Origin of the sequence: Amycolatopsis sp. (genome assembly GCF_035276945.1) — a bacterium.
In the GTDB taxonomy this organism is placed as follows: Bacteria; Actinomycetota; Actinomycetes; order Mycobacteriales; family Pseudonocardiaceae; genus Amycolatopsis_E.
The window spans coordinates 99372-118639 of record NZ_DATELF010000152.1 but is presented as its reverse complement, the minus strand read 5'-3'; the positions used below and the strand labels follow the sequence as shown (position 1 = coordinate 118639).

Genomic DNA, 19268 nt, shown 5'->3' with positions numbered 1-19268 from the left:
GCGGCGGTCCGGGCCCGCGGGGCACGGCGGAGGTCTTCGAGCCACCGCGGTCATCGACGGCGAGCTTTCGCGCCGAGCCAGGACAGCGACTGCGGCGGCGCGTGCCGTCGGCGCGGTGTCGCTGGTACGACCCCGAAACACAGCTTCTCTTGGAGGCAGATCAATGACCGTCGACGTCACCGCTCCGACGGAGGGCGCCTCCGGCGAAAGACCCGCTCGTTACCCGCATGCCGCGCTCGCGGCGCGGTCGGCGAGGGTCCTCCGCGACAACGACACCGGCTCGGTCGTCACCGCGGCTCCGAGGCTTTACCCGCACATGTGGAGCTGGGACGCCGCGTTCATCTCGATCGGCCTGGCACGGCTGGACGTGCAGCGCGCGATCGCCGAGCTGGAAACGCTGTTCAAGGCTCAGTGGCGTAACGGCATGGTGCCGCACATCGTGTTCACCGAGGCGGACGCCTACTTCCCGGGCCCGGACCGCTGGGGCACGGACGTGGCCGAGGACGGCCCGAAGAACGTCCGCACTTCCGGCATCTGCCAGCCGCCGGTGCACGCCATCGCGGTCCAGCGCGTGCTCGAGATCGCCCGGATGTCGTCGCCGAACGAAAAGGCCGACGCTGAGCGGTTCGCCCGTCACATCTGGCCCAAGCTCTACGCCTGGCACCGGTGGCTGGTGAAGTACCGCACGCCGGGCTCGAGCGGGCTGATCGCGATCGTGCACGGCTGGGAGTCCGGAATGGACAACTCGCCGCGGTGGGACGTGCCGTACGCGGCGGTGAAACCCGGTGCGGCGCTGCCCCCGTATGTCCGTAAGGACGTGCGGATGGTCGGTGACCCGAGCGAGCGCCCCACCGACCGCGAGTACGACCGGTACCTGTGGCTGATCGAGGAGATGCGGCGCGCCAGCTACGACCAGAAGGAGATCGTGCGCAACTCGAGCTTTCTGGTCGGTGACGTGTTCATCACCGCGCTGTTCGCGATCTCCTGTGACGTGCTGATCGATCTGGGTAAGGAGTTCGGTCAGGCCCCGGAACTCCTGCGCGACCTCGCCGAGTGGGCCGCGAACGCGCGCACGGCCGTCGCGGCGAGCTGCCATTCGGTGTCCGGTATGGCCCGCGACCGGGACCTGCGCACCTCGCGCTGGCTGGACACGCAGACCGTCGCCGGGTTCTCGCCGCTGCTGTGCGGCGGCGCCCCGGACGGCGTGCAACTGCGGCTGCTGTCCCTGCTGGACAGTGAACGGTGGTGCGGGCATCCTGATCTGCTGGCCCCGGTGCCGCCGTCGGTGTCGCCGATGCGGCCGGGTTTCAACCCGCGGCAGTACTGGCGCGGTCCACAGTGGCCGGTCGTGGTGTGGCTGTTCTCCTGGGCCTTCGACCGCCGGGGCTGGCACGAGCGCGCCCGCAAGCTGCGCCAGGGCGGTATCCGGCTGACCGACGACGGCGCCTTCGGCGAGTACTACGAACCCTTCACCGGCGAACCGCTGGGCTCGACCGACCAGTCCTGGACCGCCGCCGTCGTCCTCGACTGGCTCTGCTGCGACTGAACTCGCGAGTCCGGCTTTCAGACACCCCGAGTTCGGGTTTCGTGTGCCCGGAGTTCGGCTCAGGCGGCGTCGGCGGCGAGGGTGAGTTCCTCCGGTTGGCGGGTGGCTCCGGCCAGGTGCTTCTTGGACCGGCGCTGGCGCCGCTCGAGGTAGTTCGCGAGCGCGGTGAGCAGCAGGCACAGGGCGATGTAGATCGCCGCGACCACGATCGTCGACGGCACGATGGGCCGCCCGAACGTTCCCTGCGAGCCGATGAAACGGGCGTAGTAGAGCAGTTCCTGGTAGGTGACCACGAAGCCGAGCGCGGTGTCCTTGAGCAGGACGACCAGCTGGCTGATGATCGTCGGCAGCATCGAGCGGACGGCCTGCGGGATCAGGACGAGGAACATCACCTGCGTCTTGGTCATGCCAAGCGCGTAGGCCGCTTCGCTCTGGCCCTTGGGCAGCGCCTGGATGCCGGCGCGGAACACTTCGGCCAGCACGGACCCGTTGTACAGGGTCAACCCCAGGACCACGGCGAGGAACGGGGTCATCGGCACGCCCAGCGCGGGCAGGCCGTAGTAGAACAGGAACATCAGGATCAGCAGCGGGATCGCCCGGAACAGCTCGACGACGACCGTGGCGGCCCCGCGCACCGGCGCATGATCCGAAAGCCGCCCCGCCGCGAAGATCGCACCGAAGACCAGCGCGAGCACCGCGCCGACCGCGAACGCCTGCAGCGTGGTCAGCAGCGCGTTGAGCAGGTCGATCTGCACCTGCTGGTACTCCAGCCACTCCCACTTCCGGCCGGAGAACTGGCCGGTGTCGGTGAACCGGTAGATCACGAAAGCGAGCACCGCGGCGACGGCGAGAATGCCGACCGCGGCCAGCAGGCGGTGCCGGATGCGCGCCTTCGGTCCGGGGATGTCGAACAGCACGCTGCTCATCGAGCCACCTTCCAGCGCTTCTCGAGGGACCGTTGGATCAGCGAGAGAATCGCGACGAGGATGGCGAAACCGAGCGTGACCCACAGCAGCCCGATCAGCTGGTTGTCACCGCGTTCGGCCAGGTAGGACCGGATGGCGCCGGCTTCGACGACGTTGAAACCAGCGGCGATGGTGGTGTTCTTGAGCAGCGCGATCAGCATGCTCATCAGTGGCGGCACCACCGAGCGCACCGCCTGGGGCAGCACGATCTGGCCGAGGACCTGGCCGAAGGTGAGCCCGAGCGCGCGGGCCGCTTCGGCCTGGCCCACCGGCACCGTGTTGATGCCGGACCGCACGACCTCGCAGATGAAGGCCGACGTGTAGACGGTCAGTGAGACCACGGCCGCGGTGAAGTAGCTGAGCTTCAGGATCTCCAGCAACGGGTACGCGAACACGAGGAAGGCGAAGACCAGGGTCAACGGGGTGTTGCGCAGCAGCGTCACGTAGACGGTGCCGATCGCGCGGAACACCGGCACCGGGCTGACCCGCAACATGGCCAGGAAGGTGCCGAAGATCAGGCTCGCCACCCCGGAAATCAGGAAGAGCTTGATCGTGGTCAGGAAGAACGGACCGTAGAGGTCCAGATTGTCGAGCAGGACGTCCATCGAGCCTTCCCCCGGTGGGTCAAGGAGTGTGGCCGGTGGGCACGTGCGTGCTCACCGGCCACGGTGGATGATCAGTAGCGCTGGATGGCGGGCGGCGACGCGGGCGAGCCGGACTGGCCGAGGGTGGCGTTGTAGATCTTCTGCCAGGTGCCGTTGTCGATCGCGGCCTGCAGCAGGTCGTCGATCTTGTTCCGCAGCGCCGAGTCGTCGTGGTTCAGGCCGATGCCGTACGGCTCGGCGGAGAACGGCTGGCCGACGACCTTCAGGTTGTCCTTGTCCTGCGAGGCGAAGCCCTTCAGGATCGCGTCGTCGGTGGTGACCGCGTCGACGTCCTTGCTGAGGAGCTTCTCGACGCACTGCGAGTACTTCTGGAACTCGACGATGTTGCCGGGTTCGGTCAGGCTCTGGTCGCGCACCCGCTGGATCGGCGTGGACCCGGTCACCGAGCAGACCTTCTTGCCCTTGAGGGTGTCCTTGCCGGTGATCGCGGTCTCGTCCTTGCGCACCAGCAGGCTCTGGCCGGCCTGGAAGTACGGGCCCGCGAAGGAGACCTGCCCCTTGCGCTTGTCCGTGATGGTGTAGGTGCCGACGTAGTAGTCGACGTCTCCGTTGGAGATCGCGGCTTCGCGCGCACCCGAGTCGACGGTCTTGTAGGTGATCTTGCTTTCGTCGTAGCCGAGGCCCGCGGCGACCAGCTTGGCGACCTCGATGTCGAAGCCGGCGTATTTGCCGGTGGTCGGGTCCTTCTGGCCGAGACCGGGCTGGTCGTCCTTGACACCAAGGGTGAGCCCGCCCTTGCTCTTGATCTTGGCGTAGGTCGCCGACCCCGCCACGTCGACGTTCTGGGCCACCGGGTAGGTCGGCAGCGTGGCCGCCGAGCCGCCGTTGTCCCCTGTCCCGCCCGTCGGTGAGCCCGTCTTCCCGCAGGCGGTCAGCGTCAGAGCGCCGACCAGCAGGCCCGCCGCGAAGGTGCGGATTCTCATTCCAAACTCCCCTTGCTCGTTGTTACCTAGTGGGTCAGGATCTTGCCGAGGAAGTCCTTGGCCCGGTCGGATTTCGGCTTGGTGAAGAACTCGTCGGGGGTGGAGTCCTCGACGATCTCCCCGTCGGCCATGAAGACCACGCGGTGCGCGGCGCGGCGGGCGAAGCCCATCTCGTGGGTGACCACGAGCATCGTCATGCCCTCCGCGGCCAGGCCGGTCATGGTGTCCAGTACCTCCTGCACCATTTCCGGGTCGAGTGCCGAGGTGGGTTCGTCGAACAGCATCACCTTCGGTTTCATCGCCAGGGCGCGGGCGATCGCGGCGCGTTGCTGCTGGCCGCCGGAAAGCTGTGCCGGGTACTTCTCCGCCTGGTTGGCGATGCCGACCCGGTCGAGCAACTCCATGGCCGTCTTGCGTGCCTCGCCTGCCGGGATCTTGCGGACCTTCTGCGGGGCGAGCGTCACGTTCTCGACGATGGTCTTGTGCGCGAACAGGTTGAACGACTGGAAGACCATGCCGACGTCGGCGCGCAGTGCGGCGAGCGCCTTGCCCTCGGCGGGCAGCGGTTCGCCGTCCACGGCGATCTCGCCCGAGTTGATCGGTTCCAGCCGGTTGATCGCCCGGCACAGGGTCGACTTGCCGGAACCCGACGGGCCGAGTACCACCACGACCTGACCGCGCGCGATCTCGATGTTGATGTCTTTGAGCACGTGCAGGTCGCCGAAGAACTTGTTCACGCCGGTCGCCCTGATCATCGCCGGTACTGACGTCGTTGTGGTCATTTACCCTCCATACCCCGGCTCACCCCGGCGATCTAACACCGAAGCGGTCCCAGATTCCCCAAAATCGGACCAAACGCAACCTAGGTGTCACCTGAAACCCCAGACCCCGGGTCACTGTAGTCACGCCGAGTGCGGGGGACTCGCCGGGTGGCGAAGTGGTAGCAATCCAAGTAGCATATCGGGTATGAAACTTAGTGTCAGCCTGGGTGAGGAGGATGTGGCCTTCCTCGACGAGTACGCGGCGCAGGCGAACGTCGGTTCGCGGTCCGCGGTGCTGCACCGTGCCATCGAACTGCTGCGCGCTTCTCAGCTGGAATCCGCCTACCAGGCGGCCTGGGAGGAGTGGGCAGCCGATCCGGGCGAGGCCGAGGCGTGGGATGTCACCGTCGGCGACGGGGTGGCCGCCCGCTGATGCGGAGAGCCGAGATTCGCCTGGTCGACCTCGACCCGGTCCGCGGCTCGGAGTCCAACAAGACGCGTCCCGCCGTGATCGTCAGCAACGACGGGGCGAACGCGGTCGCTACCCGGCTCGGCCGCGGCGTGATCACCATCGTGCCGGTCACCTCGAACGTCTCCCGGGTCTTTCCGTTTCAAGTGCTGCTGAAGGCGGGCGACTGCGGTCTCAAACACGACTCGAAGGCCCAGGCGGAGCAGGTCCGTTCCGTTTCGGTCGACCGTCTCGGGCGCAAGGTCGGCCAGGTTCCGCCGGTGCTGATGGCGAAGATCGATCAGGCGCTGAAGGTGCACCTGGGGCTCTGAGCGTGCTTGCGTTCGCCCATGGCCGCCGCCGACGTCCAGATTGCCGAGCTTGGCCATGTCCCCTTGTTCGGCCTGCTCACCCGCAATGCCGAGGACTTCGCCGGTAGCGGATCCGGGGCGGCACGGCGAGGCCGGAAAGCCGGGCAGGGCTACCCTGATAGGCGATGAGCGCGACAGGAAAGACCTACCAGATCCGTACGTTCGGCTGCCAGATGAACGTGCACGACTCCGAGCGCCTCGCCGGGCAGCTGGAGGCGGCCGGCTACTGGCCGGCCGGCGAGGGCGGCACGCCTGATCTGGTCGTGTTCAACACCTGCGCGGTCCGCGAGAACGCCGACAACAAGCTCTACGGCACCCTCGGCCACCTGCGGCCGGTCAAAGAGGCCAATCCAGGTATGCAGATCGCGGTCGGCGGCTGCCTGGCGCAGAAGGACCGCGGCGACATCGTCAAGCGGGCCCCGTGGGTCGACGTCGTTTTCGGCACGCACAACCTGGGCTCGCTGCCGGCTCTGCTGGAGCGCGCGCGGCACAACGCCGAAGCCGAGGTGGAAATCCTCGAATCGCTGGAGACGTTCCCGTCCACGCTGCCCGCCCGTCGCGATTCGGCCTACTCCGGCTGGGTGTCGATCTCGGTGGGGTGCAACAACACCTGCACCTTCTGCATCGTGCCCTCCCTGCGCGGTAAGGAACGCGACCGCAGGCCTGGCGAGATCCTGGCCGAAATCGAGGCGCTGGTGGCCGAGGGCGTGCTCGAGGTGACGCTGCTCGGCCAGAACGTCAACTCCTACGGTGTGGAGTTCGGTGACCGCCTGGCGTTCGGCAAGCTGCTGCGCGCGTGCGGTTCGGTCGACGGCCTGGAGCGGGTGCGGTTCACTTCGCCCCACCCGGCCGCGTTCACCGACGACGTGATCGAGGCGATGGCCCAGACGCCCAACATGTGCCACCAGCTGCACATGCCGCTGCAGTCCGGTTCGGACCGCGTGCTCAAGGAAATGCGGCGCTCCTACCGGTCCTCCCGCTATCTGTCCATTTTGGACAAAGTGCGCCAGGTCATGCCGGACGCGGCGATCACCACCGACATCATCGTCGGCTTCCCCGGCGAAACCGAGGAGGACTTCCAGGCGACGCTGGACGTGGTGCGGCGGGCTCGGTTCGCCAGTGCCTTCACCTTCCAGTACTCGAAACGGCCTGGCACCCCTGCCGCCGAGATGGACGGCCAGGTGCCCAAGGATGTCGTGCGGGAGCGCTACCAGCGGTTGGTCGATCTGCAGAACGAGATCGCCTGGCAGGAGAACAAGAAAATCGTGGGGCGCAAGGTCGAGTTGCTGGTGGCGACCGGTGAAGGCCGCAAGGACGCCGAGACCCACCGGATGAGCGGCCGGGCCCGCGACGGCAGGCTGGTGCACTTCGCGCCGGCCGGTCCGGCCGTCGAAGGGTCGGTGCGTCCCGGCGACGTCGTCGAGACCATGATCAGCTACGCGGCCCCGCATCATCTGGTCGCCGACGGTGATCTGCTCTCCCACCGCAGAACCAGAGCGGGGGACAACGTGGAGGCCGGACGGCGCCCGAAGACCGACGGCGTCAGCCTCGGGCTGCCGTCCTTCGGCGCTCCGGCTCCCGCCCCCGCGAACGGATGCGCATCATGAGCGATCACGGCAATGAGCTGAACCGGCTCGCCGCCGACGTGGACGAGGCGGTGTCGAAGGCCGCCAGGACGGTCGAACTCGGCCGCCGCGGGTTCCTCATTTCGCTGGTGGTGTTCGTGCTGATCATCGGCCAGTTGCTGCCGTGGGTCGGCCGGCACACCGGGTGGCAGGTGCTGTTCGGCCAGGGCGGCGCGATCCCGCAGCTGTTCGCCGTCACCTCCACGCTGTTCGGGGTGGTGGCCTCGGTGCTCGCGCTGACCACCCGGCGCTGGTGGCTGACCTGGGTGTGCGCGATGGGCGGCTGGTTCGCCTCCGTCGACGGCCTGCTGGCGGTGTGGTCCCAGCAGTCTTCCGGCGCCAACAACGCGGCCGGGAACGGGCCCGGCATCGGCATGCTGGTCGCGCTCGCGGCCATGATCGTGCTGGCCGCCAGCTGGATGCGGACCGCCTGGTCACGCACCTGACGCAGGTTGCCCGGGTGCTGTCGCCCAGCCGCTTTCGTGTTCGTTCAGCTTGACCTGGATGCCCGCCGCGATGGACAGCGTTCCGGTCTGCTTTTTCGGGGGCTTCGCGCGCAGGTCGAGGAAGGACCCGACGGTGGCGTCCTCGAACAGCCAGGCACCGCCGGCCACCACGTTCTGCAGCGAGAGGCCGCCGTCGAAACGGGTGTTCGCGAGATTGGTGTCGCCGTGGAAGACGGCACCGGAGAACAGCGCGGGCTCGTGCACGCGCATGCCGTTGAGCCGACTCATCCCGAACAGCTTGGCCCGTCGCGCGGTGAGCGAGCCGAGCTGGCGCCCGCTGAGGTTCAGGTACTCCAGGCTCGCCTCGGTGAGATCGAGGTCGTAGCTGGCGGTGGCGCCGACATCGGGGAGTAGCTCGGCGATCAGGCGCTGGGCGGTCAGGCGGACCTGTCGTTCCCGGTCGGCGGCGGTGATCCCTTCGGGCGTCCACGGTTGGTCGGGCTCGACATCCGCTTGGTCGGGGTCGCCGGGCCGGATCTCGTAGCTGGGGTGCGTGAACGGCCGCCTCAGGTACGAGCACAGCACGTCGATCGTGGTCCGCGCGTATTCGGGGCGGCTTCGGGCGAGACCGGCCAGCGCGTACAGCGCACCGACCCGAACCTGGTCGGCGTCGTTCCCGAGCAGTTCGATCGCCTTCGCGAACCGCTCGTCGGAGACCCGTTCGCGGTCCTGGCGCACCCGGGTCAGCTCGATCTCCTGACGCATCTCGTCGCTCCGTCGGCGCCGGTCGTTGAGCCACAGCGCGTAGAGGGCGATGATCGCGCCACCCGCCAGGCCGCCGGTCTTCAGCGCGTCCGCCGTGGACACGCGGGAATCGGTCAGCAACCAGCCGGTGACGAGCAACAACGCGCTCGCCGACCCCAGCAGGCTGGCCACCAGAAGCCACCGGTACTCCGCCATCAGCGGACGCCCGGCGAACCCCGGCAGCGCGAGCCCGGTCGCCACCAGTGCGATCACCGCCCCCGGAACCACCAACCACAGCACGCTCACGACCGGTGATTCTGCCCGGAGGACACCCGTTCCCGGAACGCGCGTTCCCTCGCGGGTAGCCTGGTTCCTGGCGCGCCGGGAAGTCTGGTCGGCACTTCGAACTCGAGGAGGGACGACCAGGCATGCGGAGCGTGGAGATCGTACTGGTGCTGGTGGTGCTCGCCACGGTCGTGGCGGCGTTCGCACGCCGGCTGCGCATGCCCGCGCCGTCGCTGCTGGTCGTCGCGGGTGTCGTGGCCGGTCTGCTGCCCGGGGTGCCCGATATCCGGGTGAGTCCCGACATCGTCAGCCTCATCGTGCTGCCGCCGCTGTTGTTCGCCGCCGGCGAGGAACTCCCGTCGCGGGATCTGCGCGCGGTGTGGCGGCCCGTCGCCGTGCTCGCGTTCGGGCTGGTCATGGCCTCGGCCGCCGCGGTCGCCGGGGTCGCCGTGGCGGTGACCCCGCTACCGCTCGGGATGGCGTTCGTACTCGGCGCGGTACTGGCGAGCACCGACCCGGTGGCCGTGGCGGCGCTGGGCAGGCGGCTTTCGCTGCCGCCACGCATCCAGGCGCTCGTTCAGGCGGAAAGCCTGTTCAACGACGCCACCAGCCTGCTGCTGTTCCGTGTCGCGGTGCTCGTGGGAATCAGCGCCGGTTCGGTGTCCTGGGGACACACGGCCGCGGAGTTCGGCGCGCTCGTGGGCGGCGGGCTGCTGATGGGCGTGCTGGTCGCGGCCGGGGCGTACGTCGTCCGCAGGCGTACCGAGGATCCGGTGCTGGAAACGGTGCTTTCACTCGTGACGCCGTACGCGGCCTACGTGCTCGCCGAGTCGGTCCACGGATCCGGGGTGACGGCCGTCGTGGTGGCCGGCGTCATCCTCGGCACTCAAGCGACCCGCCTGACCACGGCGCGCATCCGGCTCCAGCTGGGCGCGGTGTCCGGAACGGTCGTGTTCCTGCTGGAAAGTGTGGTTTTCGCGCTGATCGGACTGCAACTGCCCGAACTGGTGCGGGAACTGTCCACCGCGACCCCGTGGCCGCTACAGGCCGTGGTGATCGCGGTGACCCTGCTGGCGGTGCGGGTGCTGTGGGTGTTCCCGCTGTCCGCGATCCAGCAGCGGCGCCGAGGCCAGACGCCGCTCACCTGGGAGGTGCCGGCGGTGGTGTCCTGGGCGGGGGCCAGGGGAGTGGTGCCGCTCGCGGCCGCGCTGTCGATTCCGCTGACCGCCCCGGCCGAATACCGGGACCTGGTGCTCCTGCTGACCACCGCCGTCATCGTGATCACCTTGGTGGTGCAGGGATTCACGCTCGCCCCGCTGGTGCGCCGGACGGGTATCGCGGTGACCTCCGAGGACGTTCGCCGGGAACACGTTTCCGCGCGCCGGCAACTGACCGAAGCCGCGCTCGCGCACCTGGAACAGCTCGCGGAAACCGAAGCCGCCCCGGGATTCCTCGTCGAGCAACTGCGTGACAGCTGGAATGCGCGGATGACCCGCGTCGCCGACAACGAGACCGAAGAGCCGGTCCCGGGCGCGGAATCGTACCGGCGCCTGCGCCGCGAACTGCTGGCCATCGAAGGCGCCGAACTGGACCGCCTCTACCGGATGGGGGAAATCTCCGACCACACCCGCCGCCGCATTCAGCGCATCCTCGACCTGGAACACGCCGGGCTCGGTGAGGACGACGGAGTTTAGGCTCTCTTTTCTCTTTGTTGACCAACGCCGGTCACACTCGGCTTTCGCCACGATAGGTGCCGTGATCACCACTGTGGAGACGGCCGTGCGAATCCCCTGCCCCCAGGTTTTCCGAGCGAACGGGAAAAAGCTCGCCTTCGTGGCGATTCTGGTGCTCGCGACGGTGCTCTACGGCTGGAGACTGTGGTCGGCCGACTGGGGAAACACCTATTACACGGCCGCGATCAAAGCGATGTCGCACGACTGGAAGGCATTCCTGTTCGGTTCGTTCGATCCGGACAACGTGGTCACCGTGGACAAGCCTCCCGCGTCGCTGTGGCCCCAGGTCTTCTCGGTGTGGATTTTCGGGTATCACCCGTGGTCGATCATGCTGCCCGAGGCGGTCGAAGGTGTGCTGACCGTTTTCTTCCTTCATCGCGCGGTGCGGGCGTGGGCGGGGGAGAACGTCGCACTGGTCGCCGCACTGCTGCTGGCCTTCGTGCCGATCACGGCGGCTTCGGTGCGGGACAACAACACCGACCCGATGCTCGTGCTGTTCGTGGTCGCCGCCGCCTGCACGCTGGCAAGGGCGGTCGTGCCCGGTGTGGCGCCGAAGAGTGCCACGAAATGGTTGCTGCTCTGCGCTTTCCTGCTCGGCTGGGGTTTTCTCAGCAAGATGATGGCCGCCTGGATGCCCGTCCCGGCCTTCGCGTGCGCGTACCTCGCCGGCGCCCGCGTCTCTCTCGGACGCCGGGTCGTCGACCTGCTCGGCGCGGGCGCGGTGCTGGTGGTCAGTTCACTGTGGTGGGTCGCGCTGCACGACTTCTGGCCCGGCGGTGCGGTTCCGTACATGGGTAGCAGTTCCAATGGGTCCACAATGGACCTCGTGCTCGGGTACAACGGGCTCGGCCGCATCCTGGGCCAGGGTTCCCCCGGCACCGGCACGGTCAGCGGCGGCTCGGGCAGCCTGACGCGGATGTTCGGGCGTGACTGGGGTGGGCAGATAAGCTGGCTTCTGCCGCTGTCGCTGCTCATTCTCGTGGCGGTCGGCGTGGCCGCGATGCGGCACTGGCGCGCGAGGCTCCCCCCTCGGCACGTCCACCGGGCCGGCTGGCTCCTCTGGGGTGGCTGGCTGCTGGTGGTCGGCCTGCTGCTGAGCCTCGGCGAGGGCATCGCCCACTCGTACTACACCGTGCTGATCGCGCCGCCGATCGCCGCGGTCTGCGCGGCCGGGTTGGCGCAACTCCGGCGAGTGCCGTTCCTGCTGCCGGCGGGCATCGTGCTCACCGCTGTCTGGGCGTGGGTGCTGATCTCCCGCGACCCGGCCTGGCATGGCTGGCTCCGGTATGCCGTGGCCGTGCTCGCCGTGCTCGCGGTGGTGCTGCTTGTCGCGCGCACCCCGCGGGCGGGTGTGGTACTGGGACTGGTCGCGATCGTGCTGGCGCCCGCCGTATGGTCGGCGGACGTCGCCTTCGCCTCCTCGCCGGGCAGCGGCGGCGGCTCGCCGGCCGCCGGTCCCCGGACCCGCGGCTACCCGGGCCCGCAACGTCGTTCCGCGACCATGGTGGCCCGCCGTACCGGGGGCTTCGGCGGCAACGGCAAGCTCACCGCGGCCGAGCGGCGGATCCTTGCCTACGTGACGGCCAACGACGGCGGCGCGAAGATCCAGCTCGCGATCGAGGGCGGCGCACGGATCGCCGGCGACTTCCTTGTCGCCACGGACGCCAACGTCATCGGCATGGGCGGGTTCAGCGGCCGCGACGCCGTGCCGTCGCCGACTCAGCTCACGCGGTGGGTCTCGGCCGGCGAACTCAAGTTCGTCCTCGCCGACGCGGGTGGCCGCGGGGTTCGGGGTGGCAGCGCGGTGGTGTCCCGCGCGCGCTGGATCAGCCAGCACTGCACCGTGGTCCCACCCGCCGGCTACGGTGTCAAGGCTCCCGCCCCGGGCCAGACCCTCTATGCCTGTCACGCCTGAGCACGCTCATCTTGCCGTCGCGCCGGAGGCGGGCGTACATTAATAAACCGTCTGACGGTCTGTTAATGGGGGAAGTGGATGGCGCGAATCGTCGACGAAGCGGAGCATCGCGCGAAACGGGAAGCCATCCTCGACTTCGCCGCCGAATTGGTCCGCACCAAGGGCTACGAAAGGATGACCGTCCAGGACGTCCTGGACGGCATCGGCATCTCCCGTGGAGCCTTCTACCACTACTTCGACTCGAAGGAGTCGTTGCTCGATGGGCTGGTCGGCCGGATGGGGTCGGACGCCGTCGAGACGCTCCTGCCGATCGTCCGGGACCCGCGGCTGACCGCGCTGCAGAAGTTTCACCGGCACGTCGAGGCGTCCTCCCGGCTCAAGGCCAGCCGGCCGGAGCTGATCATCGGCGTGCTCCGCACGTGGTACAGCGACGAGAACATTCTCCTGCGCCGCAAGCTGACGGACGCGGTGCTGAACTACACCGCGCCGCTGATCCTCGAGCCGATCATCCGGCAGGGCATCGCCGAAAAGACCTTTGACACCCCATACCCGCAACTTGCCGCGCGCATCATCGTCGGAATCTCCCTGAGTATGGTCGACAGCACGGTGGGCCTGCTGTTCTCCGACGACCCGGACCAGTCAGTGGCTCAACGGGTGCGGGAGGTCATGGACGCCTACACGGACAGCACGGAGCGGATCCTTGGCGCGCCGCCCGGCTCGCTGCGCAACGAGCAGGTCGACCAACTCCTCTCGGTCAGTCTGCGCACCCGAGTGGCACAACTGGCCCGGCAAGGGCGCACGGACGACACGCGATGAGCGCGCCCGGCTACCCGAGGCCGGCGGCGACGCTGGTGCCCCAGCGGGCGCGCAGGGTGGCGACGTGGGCGGCGAACTCCCTGACCAACTTGGCTGGCTACAGGCAGGGTAACGCGGATGTCGCCGAGTCCGCGGGCGATCAGCACCGTGCCGCCCGGCGGTAGTGGCCGCCACGAGCCGCGCCCGCTGGGCCTCCGCTGGGGGCAACCCCCCCGGGCCCCCTTCCCCACCCGCTGCGCGCGCCGGTCGCAGGTGACTTCCCCTTGGGCGCTCGCCCCGGGTTCGAGTTCCACCGCGGCCCACCCGGCCAGCCGCACCGGCTCGCCGGGATCTTCCAATACACACCGATTACCGTCGTCCGATCGACACGTTCAACACAACCATTCGGGCGTAATCGCTCGACACTCCCACGCCATGGCGTGAATAACCCTCCACGGTGAGTCGTTCGCGCTGACCGGCCCGGAGCCGATCAGTTTCCGCGAGCAAACCCGCATTCTCGGCGAGGTTCTGGGACGACCTGTCGCCTTTGACGAGTTGAGTCCCGACGCGGTGCGGGACACCTGGCTCGTCCCGGAACATTTCCGCGCCGATCATGGATGTGATACTGCGGGCGTGGGCCAGGGCAGTCGAGACGCCGGTGCCGGTGACCGGAACGGTCCAGGCCGTCACCGGTGCCGCGCCCCGTAGTTCCCGTCGGTGGGCGATCACCGTGGTGATTTCAGGTGAGCGCGTGCGAGTTCGGCCGCCGGTGACGGTTGTTTCGCTACTCGAGCCGGGCCCGTCGTGACGGTGGGCCTTCACGACGGGACGTTCGGCGTCAGCGGTCGGCGACGGCCCGTTCCGCTGCGCGCATCCACTCACGCCATTGCGCGGCCTGCTCGTCGGCCTTGCGGGCACGGCGCTCGTCGCCCGCCGCGCGAGCCTTGACCGCCTGCGACTCGAACTGCGCCACCCGTTCGCGGAACTGGTCGACCCGCGCTTGCGCCTCCGGGTCGGTGCGCCGCCACCGGCTGTCCTCGACCTCACGGATCCGGTCCTGGACCGCCTTGAGCCGCCCGTCGAGCTCCCGAATGCGTTCGCGCGGAACCTTGCCGATCTCGTCCCACTGCTCCTGGAGCCGGCGAAGGTGGGCCTTCGCCGCGTCCAGGTTGGTCGCCGGATCGAGCTTCTCCGCCTCGGCGAGCAGTTCCTCCTTGCGGGCGGCGTTGGCCGCGAACTCGTTGTCACGCTCGGCGAACACCGTGGAACGGCGGGCGAAGAACTTGTCCTGCGCGGTGCGGAACCGCTGCCAAAGCGCGTCGTCGGTCTCCTTCGGCGCACGCCCGGCCGCCTTCCACTCGGCCATCAGCTCCTTGTACCGGCCCGCGGTCGGACCCCACTCGGAGGAATCCACCAGCGCCTCGGCTTCGGCGATCAGTTCCTCTTTGCGCGCCTTCGCGGCCGCTCGCTGCTTGTCGAGCTCGGCGAAGTGCGAACCCCGGCGCCGGTTGAACGACTCCCGCGCCTTCGAAAACCGCTTCCACAGCTCGTCGTCGGTCTTGCGGTCGACGCCCTTGATGGTCTTCCACTCGTCGAGAATCGAGCGCAGCCGGTCACCGGCCGACTTCCACTGGGTGGATTCGGCGGCGATGTTCTCGGCCTCTTCGACCAGCGACCGCTTGCGCGCGATCGCGGCCGAGCGCGCTTCCTCGCGTTCCTGTTTGGCGACGACCAGCGCGCTCTCCGCGTGTGCGATGACCTGGTCGAGACGGGCGCCGAGCGCCTCGAGGTCGCCGACCACGGCCGCGTCGGCGAGGCCGTTGCGCAGCTGGGTGGCGCTGGCGAGGGCGTGTTTCGGATCGCCCGCACCCGAAACAAGCCGCGTCTCCAGCAGCTCGACCTCGGTGCGCAGGTCGTCGAACCGCCGCGCGAAGTGCACCAGGCCCTCGTCGGGAGTGCCGGCCTGCCAGACGCCGATGGCGCGCTCACCGTCCGGGGTCCGCACGTAGACGTTGCCTTCGTCGTCCACCCGGCCCCACCGGGAGGGATGCGCCTCGGCCGGCGGCACCGGCCGCGCCCCCTGGCCTGCCGTCGTCGAGTGGGGGACGGGGTGAGGCGCCGGAGCGCCGGTCTCTGTCTCGTCGGCCATCGCAGGCTCCTTATCGCCTGTCGGCCCGCCCCTCGGGCGGGCGCCCCACCGGGGTGGGGCCGGGTCATGCGGGTGTCGACTCTTGGGGTGTGTTTTCGACCCCTCGCCGCATTCAAGCAGTTCAACACGGCTTGTGGTATTCGGCGAGGGCTCTGGAGCGGGTGATTCTACTGCTGAAACGGTTGAACAGCCGTGTGGTGCCACCTACCGTGACCAGGGCCGCGCGGACAGCCACAGGTGCCGGAGCCGGTCATTGATGCCGGTAGTCTCGGTGGGTGTGATTTCGCGCGTCGCCGTGGTGCCACATCCTCCCCTGCTGGTGCCCGAACTCTCCCCGGGGTCCGCCGGGCCGCTGCGGGAGGCCTGCCTCGCCGCGGTTTCGCGGCTCGGTGACCGGTGGCTCGCGGTCGGCGGACACGACGAGGACCTCACCATTGAACCGCAGTCGGCGGGTTCCTTCGGTGGCTACGGCGTGGACGTGCCGGTCAGCCTGTCTCGTGACCGCATCGGGCCGAGTGACCTGCCGCTGCCCGCGCTGGTGGCCGGCTGGTTGCGGGAGCGGGCCGGGGCGGCCTCGGTCCGGGTGCGGCTGATCGAACGGAGGACCGAGCCGGCCGACTGTGCGCGCCTGGGGAAGCAGCTCGCCGATGCGGACGAGACGGGGTTGCTTGTCCTGGCCGACGGCTCGAACCGGCATGGTCCGCGTGCGCCGGGTAGCGAGGACGGCCGCGCGCCCGGGTTCGACCGGGCCGTCGCCGAGGCGCTGGCGAACGCCGACGCGGAGGCCTTGCTGGCGTTGGATCCCCGGCTTGCCGAGGACCTCGGTGCCGGCGGCCGCGCGCCCTGGCAGGCTCTTGCCGGCCTCGGGCCCGGCTGGCGGGCCGAACTGCTGTACTCGGCGGCGCCCTTCGGCGTCGGCTATCACGTCGCGGTGTGGGAGAGGGAGCACCAGTCCAAGTGAGTCCGGTACCGGTCGCCAGACCGATCGCAGTTGTGGGCCCGACCGCGACCGGCAAGTCCGAGCTCGCCATCACCCTGGCGCGGGAACTCGGCGGCGAGGTGATCAACGCCGACGCGATGCAGCTCTACCGGGGCATGGACATCGGGACCGCCAAGATCGCTCCGGAAGAGCAGCGCGGTGTCCCGCACCACCTGCTCGACGTCCTCGACGTCACCGAAACCGCCTCCGTCGCGGCCTACCAGCGGGACGCCAGAGCCGTCATGGAACGGCTCATCGACGCGGGGAAGGTGCCGGTGCTCGTCGGCGGCTCGGGACTGTACGTCCAGGCGGTCCTCGACGACCTCCGTTTTCCGGGAACCGACCCCGCGGTTCGGGCGCGGCTGGAAGCGGAGGCCGCCCAGGCCGGTACCGCCGCCCTGTACGCCAGGCTGGGGGAACGCGACCCCGAAGCCGCGGCGGCGATCCTGCCGACCAACACGCGCCGGATCGTCCGGGCCCTGGAGGTCATCGAAATCAGCGGGCAGCCCTTCTCCGCGACCATGCCCAAACCCGGACCACCACGCTACGGCACGATCCTGCTCGGAATCGATCGAGATCCGCATCAGCTCGACGACCGGGTCGACCTGCGTGTGGACCGCATGTTCGAGGCGGGACTTCTCGACGAAGTGCGGCTTCTTGCCGGAAAAGGCTTGCGGGAAGGGAAGACCGCGTCGCGCGCACTCGGCTATCAACAGGTGCTGGCCGAACTCGACGCCGGCCACGACTTCGCCGCGGCGGCCGCCGCGACCAAACAGGCGACGCGCCGTTTCGTTCGCAGGCAACGATCCTGGTTCCGGCGCGACGCCCGGATCCAGTGGTTCGACGGAGGAGACCAGGACGTGGCCGAGCGGATGCTGTCCGTGGTCGCCAAGTAGTCTGATCGGGTGGCAATCGAGTTCCTCAAAGGGCATGGCACACAGAACGACTTCGTGCTGCTGCCCGATCCGTCCGGCCTCCTCGAGTTGACGCCGGGCCGGGTCGCCGCACTGTGCGACCGGCAGCGCGGGCTCGGTGCCGACGGAGTGTTGCGGGTGGTCCGCGCCGAGGCGCTGGGCGTGGAGTCCGTGGGCGAGTGGTTCATGGACTACCGCAACGCGGACGGGTCGCTGGCCGAGATGTGCGGCAACGGAATGCGTGTATTCGCAAAGTATCTGGTCGACGCCGGACTGGTGACGGGCCCGGAGTTCGTCGTGGGCAGCCGCGGCGGGGACCGGCCGGTCGTGGTGCACCCGGACGGTTCGGTGACCGTGCACATGGGGCAGGCGACCATCACCGGCGCCTCGGTCGCGATCGTGGCCAACCGGAACTTCTCCGGGGTGGCGGTCGACGTCGGCAACCCACACCTGGTGTCCATTGTGGAAGACGACGTGGCCGAGCTTGACCTGCGCTTCCAACCGCGGTACGACACGGACTTCTTTCCCGATGGGGTGAACCTCGAGTTCGTGAACCCCGTCGGTGAAGGCGCGCTGCGGATGCGCGTCTACGAACGCGGGGTGGGGGAGACGCGCTCCTGCGGCACGGGCACCGTCGCCGCGGTGGCCGCGGCACTGCACCTGGCCGGGACGGACACAGGGGAGTCCACTGTGGATATTCCGGGCGGTCGCGTCACGGTCGCCCTCGACCGCGGTCAGGCGACGTTGACCGGGCCCGCCGAGTTCGTCGCACGCGGCGAGCTGTACGGCGACTGGTGGGCCCGGATCTGAGGTCACGTCGTCTCGACGGGCTGACGCGGGATGTCGCCCATGGTCCGCAGCGGTGACAGGAGCAGCGGCACGATCGCCGTCAGCTGGCCCAAAGGCTCACCCAGACCGTGCCGCGGATCCCGATCCACTCGCCCAGCGCTCCGCCTGCCAGCCCGCCGAGCGGAGTAATCCCCCACACCACGAAGCGGGTGCTCGCGTTCACCCGTTTCGCCCACTCCGGGTAGATCGCCTGCCGGTAGCTGACCTGCGCGACATCGCAGACGACCATGGATGGCCCTGGAACACCAGGCCGATCGGTACCAGTGCGACCAGCCGGCTCGCCGAGCGTCAGCCTGCCCACCCACCACGCGATGGGCACCGTCGCCGGCAATGCCGCCCGGGCGAGGTCCGTGCGCGGCATCACCGGACGGCGCCGCATCCGATCCACCCACACCCCGGCGGGCTGCCCGATCAGCAGGAAGGCGGCGTTTCCCGTGGCCGTGAGCACCCCCATTTGGAACGGGGTCGCTGCCAGCAGGTCGCCGCCTGCAGCGGCATGGCCGTCCTTCCGACGGAGCTGCCGAACTGGCTGACCGTGTCGCCCATGCAGAGCCGGCGGAAGTCGGGGTGGAACCAGTGGGACTGCACAGGGGCATGGGGCCGAGTGATTGCAAAGCGTCAATCATTTGGCTCTCCAAGCTGGGCGGGTGGAACGACGGAAGGCCACCGAGGCGGAGGCGCGCGCTCGCCTCCGGAATTAGGCTGCGCATCATTCGGTTGACCAGGAGTGAGGCGCTGACCAACAAGCAATGGCCGAGCACCTCGGCCGGGATCCGGCGACGACTCTCCACCATGTGCGCAAAATCGTGGAAACCGGTTCCCGGAGCCACAGCAGCCCCGTGCCGGGAAGCGCGGGGCCAAGGAATCCCGTATCTGAGCACCGGGTTGTCCTGGACGCTCTTGGCCAAAGGCACGGGCTACCAGCGGGACATCGCCCAAGCCCTTCTGGAGGCATACCTGGCCGAGATTGCGGAGCTCGGCGTCGGAGAGCTGCGGCAGCGACGGCTGATGACGCACCTGGACCCGGAGGAACGCGAGGAGTTCGAACGCCGGGTAGGGCGGCTGCTCGACGAGTTCGAGACCAAGCGGGCACGCCCGGGCGCGGAGAACATCGTGGTGTACATCGCGACCTACCCGAGTCGCTGACTAATTGAC

General features: G+C 69.0%; 19 protein-coding genes and 3 pseudogenes. 13 read left to right on the top strand and 9 right to left on the bottom strand.

The features are described 5' to 3' along the window. The first annotated feature begins 163 nt into the window (after positions 1-163). Complete coding sequence (gene ggh, locus VJT49_RS27015) at positions 164-1546, top strand: glucosylglycerate hydrolase (protein WP_324167728.1); 1383 nt, start codon at positions 164-166, stop codon at positions 1544-1546. 59 nt (positions 1547-1605) lie between these two features. Here ggh and VJT49_RS27010 read toward each other — a convergent pair whose 3' ends face one another. The 4 genes from VJT49_RS27010 to VJT49_RS26995 form a co-directional block, all read right to left on the bottom strand. Next, positions 1606-2472: an amino acid ABC transporter permease gene (locus tag VJT49_RS27010; RefSeq protein ID WP_324167727.1), complete on the bottom strand. Its 867-nt coding sequence runs from the start codon at positions 2470-2472 to the stop codon at positions 1606-1608. After that, complete coding sequence (locus VJT49_RS27005) at positions 2469-3116, bottom strand: amino acid ABC transporter permease (protein WP_324167726.1); 648 nt, start codon at positions 3114-3116, stop codon at positions 2469-2471. Before VJT49_RS27005 ends, VJT49_RS27010 begins: the two co-directional genes overlap by 4 nt. A gap of 71 nt (positions 3117-3187) precedes the next feature. Then, complete coding sequence (locus VJT49_RS27000; protein WP_324167725.1) at positions 3188-4099, bottom strand: glutamate ABC transporter substrate-binding protein; 912 nt, start codon at positions 4097-4099, stop codon at positions 3188-3190. A gap of 26 nt (positions 4100-4125) precedes the next feature. Further along, positions 4126-4854, bottom strand: coding sequence for an amino acid ABC transporter ATP-binding protein (locus VJT49_RS26995; RefSeq protein ID WP_324167787.1), 729 nt, complete (start codon positions 4852-4854; stop codon positions 4126-4128). Between the two features lie 211 nt (positions 4855-5065). Between VJT49_RS26995 and VJT49_RS26990 the strand changes: the two genes are divergently transcribed. The 4 genes from VJT49_RS26990 (at position 5066) to VJT49_RS26975 (ending at position 7750) form a co-directional block, all read left to right on the top strand. After that, positions 5066-5293 carry an antitoxin gene (locus tag VJT49_RS26990; RefSeq protein ID WP_324167724.1) on the top strand — a complete coding sequence of 76 codons (228 nt, stop codon included), beginning with the start codon at positions 5066-5068 and terminating at the stop codon, positions 5291-5293. Then, complete coding sequence (locus VJT49_RS26985; protein WP_324167723.1) at positions 5293-5640, top strand: type II toxin-antitoxin system PemK/MazF family toxin; 348 nt, start codon at positions 5293-5295, stop codon at positions 5638-5640. The genes VJT49_RS26990 and VJT49_RS26985 overlap by 1 nt, the downstream gene beginning before the upstream one ends. A 164-nt stretch (positions 5641-5804) precedes the next feature. After that, the gene (gene miaB / locus VJT49_RS26980; protein WP_324167722.1) at positions 5805-7286 is read left to right on the top strand and encodes a tRNA (N6-isopentenyl adenosine(37)-C2)-methylthiotransferase MiaB; all 1482 of its coding nucleotides are present in this window, start codon (positions 5805-5807) and stop codon (positions 7284-7286) included. Beyond that, positions 7283-7750, top strand: coding sequence for a hypothetical protein (locus tag VJT49_RS26975; RefSeq protein ID WP_324167721.1), 468 nt, complete (start codon positions 7283-7285; stop codon positions 7748-7750). The genes miaB and VJT49_RS26975 overlap by 4 nt, the downstream gene beginning before the upstream one ends. Here VJT49_RS26975 and VJT49_RS26970 read toward each other — a convergent pair. Next, positions 7739-8800 (bottom strand): pentapeptide repeat-containing protein, encoded by a 1062-nt coding sequence (locus tag VJT49_RS26970; protein ID WP_414636097.1) that lies wholly within the window; start codon positions 8798-8800, stop codon positions 7739-7741. The genes VJT49_RS26975 and VJT49_RS26970 overlap by 12 nt on opposite strands. Before the next feature lie 122 nt (positions 8801-8922). Between VJT49_RS26970 and VJT49_RS26965 the strand changes: the two genes are divergently transcribed. The 3 genes and pseudogenes from VJT49_RS26965 to VJT49_RS35470 form a co-directional block, all read left to right on the top strand. Next, positions 8923-10473: a Na+/H+ antiporter gene (locus tag VJT49_RS26965; protein ID WP_324167720.1), complete on the top strand. Its 1551-nt coding sequence runs from the start codon at positions 8923-8925 to the stop codon at positions 10471-10473. Positions 10474-10534: 61 nt separating this feature from the next. After that, positions 10535-12427, top strand: a complete 1893-nt coding sequence (locus VJT49_RS26960; protein ID WP_324167719.1) for an ArnT family glycosyltransferase — start codon at positions 10535-10537, stop codon at positions 12425-12427. A 78-nt stretch (positions 12428-12505) separates the two neighbouring features. Continuing rightward, a pseudogene (locus VJT49_RS35470) lies at positions 12506-12676 on the top strand (TetR/AcrR family transcriptional regulator); the annotation flags it as partial. A gap of 216 nt (positions 12677-12892) precedes the next feature. On the opposite strand, the pseudogene VJT49_RS35465 reads toward VJT49_RS35470, so the two are convergent. Continuing rightward, a pseudogene (locus VJT49_RS35465) lies at positions 12893-13066 on the bottom strand (hypothetical protein); the annotation flags it as partial. 173 nt (positions 13067-13239) lie between these two features. Between VJT49_RS35465 and VJT49_RS26950 the strand changes: the two are divergent. Beyond that, positions 13240-13407 carry a hypothetical protein gene (locus tag VJT49_RS26950; protein ID WP_324167717.1) on the top strand — a complete coding sequence of 56 codons (168 nt, stop codon included), beginning with the start codon at positions 13240-13242 and terminating at the stop codon, positions 13405-13407. 184 nt (positions 13408-13591) lie between these two features. Here the strand turns inward: VJT49_RS26950 and VJT49_RS26945 are convergent, their stop codons facing one another. Then, positions 13592-13912, bottom strand: coding sequence for a hypothetical protein (locus tag VJT49_RS26945; protein WP_324167716.1), 321 nt, complete (start codon positions 13910-13912; stop codon positions 13592-13594). Positions 13913-14060: 148 nt separating this feature from the next. Then, positions 14061-15371 carry a DUF349 domain-containing protein gene (locus VJT49_RS26940; RefSeq protein ID WP_324167715.1) on the bottom strand — a complete coding sequence of 437 codons (1311 nt, stop codon included), beginning with the start codon at positions 15369-15371 and terminating at the stop codon, positions 14061-14063. Between the two features lie 277 nt (positions 15372-15648). Here VJT49_RS26940 and VJT49_RS26935 point away from each other — a divergent pair, with 277 nt between their 5' ends. The 3 genes from VJT49_RS26935 to dapF are packed head-to-tail and all read left to right on the top strand — an operon-like array spanning position 15649 to position 18074. Next, positions 15649-16332 (top strand): class III extradiol dioxygenase subunit B-like domain-containing protein, encoded by a 684-nt coding sequence (locus tag VJT49_RS26935; protein ID WP_324167714.1) that lies wholly within the window; start codon positions 15649-15651, stop codon positions 16330-16332. Next, positions 16329-17246 (top strand): tRNA (adenosine(37)-N6)-dimethylallyltransferase MiaA, encoded by a 918-nt coding sequence (gene miaA, locus VJT49_RS26930; RefSeq protein ID WP_324167713.1) that lies wholly within the window; start codon positions 16329-16331, stop codon positions 17244-17246. Before VJT49_RS26935 ends, miaA begins: the two co-directional genes overlap by 4 nt. A 9-nt stretch (positions 17247-17255) precedes the next feature. After that, positions 17256-18074 (top strand): diaminopimelate epimerase, encoded by an 819-nt coding sequence (dapF, locus tag VJT49_RS26925; protein WP_324167712.1) that lies wholly within the window; start codon positions 17256-17258, stop codon positions 18072-18074. A gap of 79 nt (positions 18075-18153) precedes the next feature. On the opposite strand, the gene VJT49_RS26920 is transcribed toward dapF, so the two are convergent. After that, positions 18154-18567: a hypothetical protein gene (locus VJT49_RS26920; RefSeq protein WP_324167711.1), complete on the bottom strand. Its 414-nt coding sequence runs from the start codon at positions 18565-18567 to the stop codon at positions 18154-18156. 193 nt (positions 18568-18760) lie between these two features. On the opposite strand from VJT49_RS26920, the pseudogene VJT49_RS35460 reads away from it, so the two are divergent. Then, positions 18761-19259: pseudogene (locus VJT49_RS35460) on the top strand (ArsR family transcriptional regulator). Positions 19260-19268: the final 9 nt, after the last annotated feature.

What these genes read in the sequence shown, in the direction of transcription:
- ggh (WP_324167728.1), top strand. Translation starts at nt 164, where the DNA reads ATGACCGTCGACGTCACCGCTCCGACGGAGGGCGCCTCCGGCGAAAGA.
- miaB (WP_324167722.1), top strand. Translation starts at nt 5,805, where the DNA reads ATGAGCGCGACAGGAAAGACCTACCAGATCCGTACGTTCGGCTGCCAG.
- VJT49_RS27000 (WP_324167725.1), bottom strand. Translation starts at nt 4,099, where the DNA reads ATGAGAATCCGCACCTTCGCGGCGGGCCTGCTGGTCGGCGCTCTGACG.
- VJT49_RS26995 (WP_324167787.1), bottom strand. Translation starts at nt 4,854, where the DNA reads ATGATCAGGGCGACCGGCGTGAACAAGTTCTTCGGCGACCTGCACGTG.
- VJT49_RS26920 (WP_324167711.1), bottom strand. Translation starts at nt 18,567, where the DNA reads ATGGGGGTGCTCACGGCCACGGGAAACGCCGCCTTCCTGCTGATCGGG.
- VJT49_RS26950 (WP_324167717.1), top strand. Translation starts at nt 13,240, where the DNA reads ATGAGCGCGCCCGGCTACCCGAGGCCGGCGGCGACGCTGGTGCCCCAG.
- VJT49_RS26965 (WP_324167720.1), top strand. Translation starts at nt 8,923, where the DNA reads ATGCGGAGCGTGGAGATCGTACTGGTGCTGGTGGTGCTCGCCACGGTC.
- VJT49_RS26940 (WP_324167715.1), bottom strand. Translation starts at nt 15,371, where the DNA reads ATGGCCGACGAGACAGAGACCGGCGCTCCGGCGCCTCACCCCGTCCCC.
- VJT49_RS27005 (WP_324167726.1), bottom strand. Translation starts at nt 3,116, where the DNA reads ATGGACGTCCTGCTCGACAATCTGGACCTCTACGGTCCGTTCTTCCTG.
- VJT49_RS26990 (WP_324167724.1), top strand. Translation starts at nt 5,066, where the DNA reads ATGAAACTTAGTGTCAGCCTGGGTGAGGAGGATGTGGCCTTCCTCGAC.
- VJT49_RS26985 (WP_324167723.1), top strand. Translation starts at nt 5,293, where the DNA reads ATGCGGAGAGCCGAGATTCGCCTGGTCGACCTCGACCCGGTCCGCGGC.
- VJT49_RS27010 (WP_324167727.1), bottom strand. Translation starts at nt 2,472, where the DNA reads ATGAGCAGCGTGCTGTTCGACATCCCCGGACCGAAGGCGCGCATCCGG.
- VJT49_RS26975 (WP_324167721.1), top strand. Translation starts at nt 7,283, where the DNA reads ATGAGCGATCACGGCAATGAGCTGAACCGGCTCGCCGCCGACGTGGAC.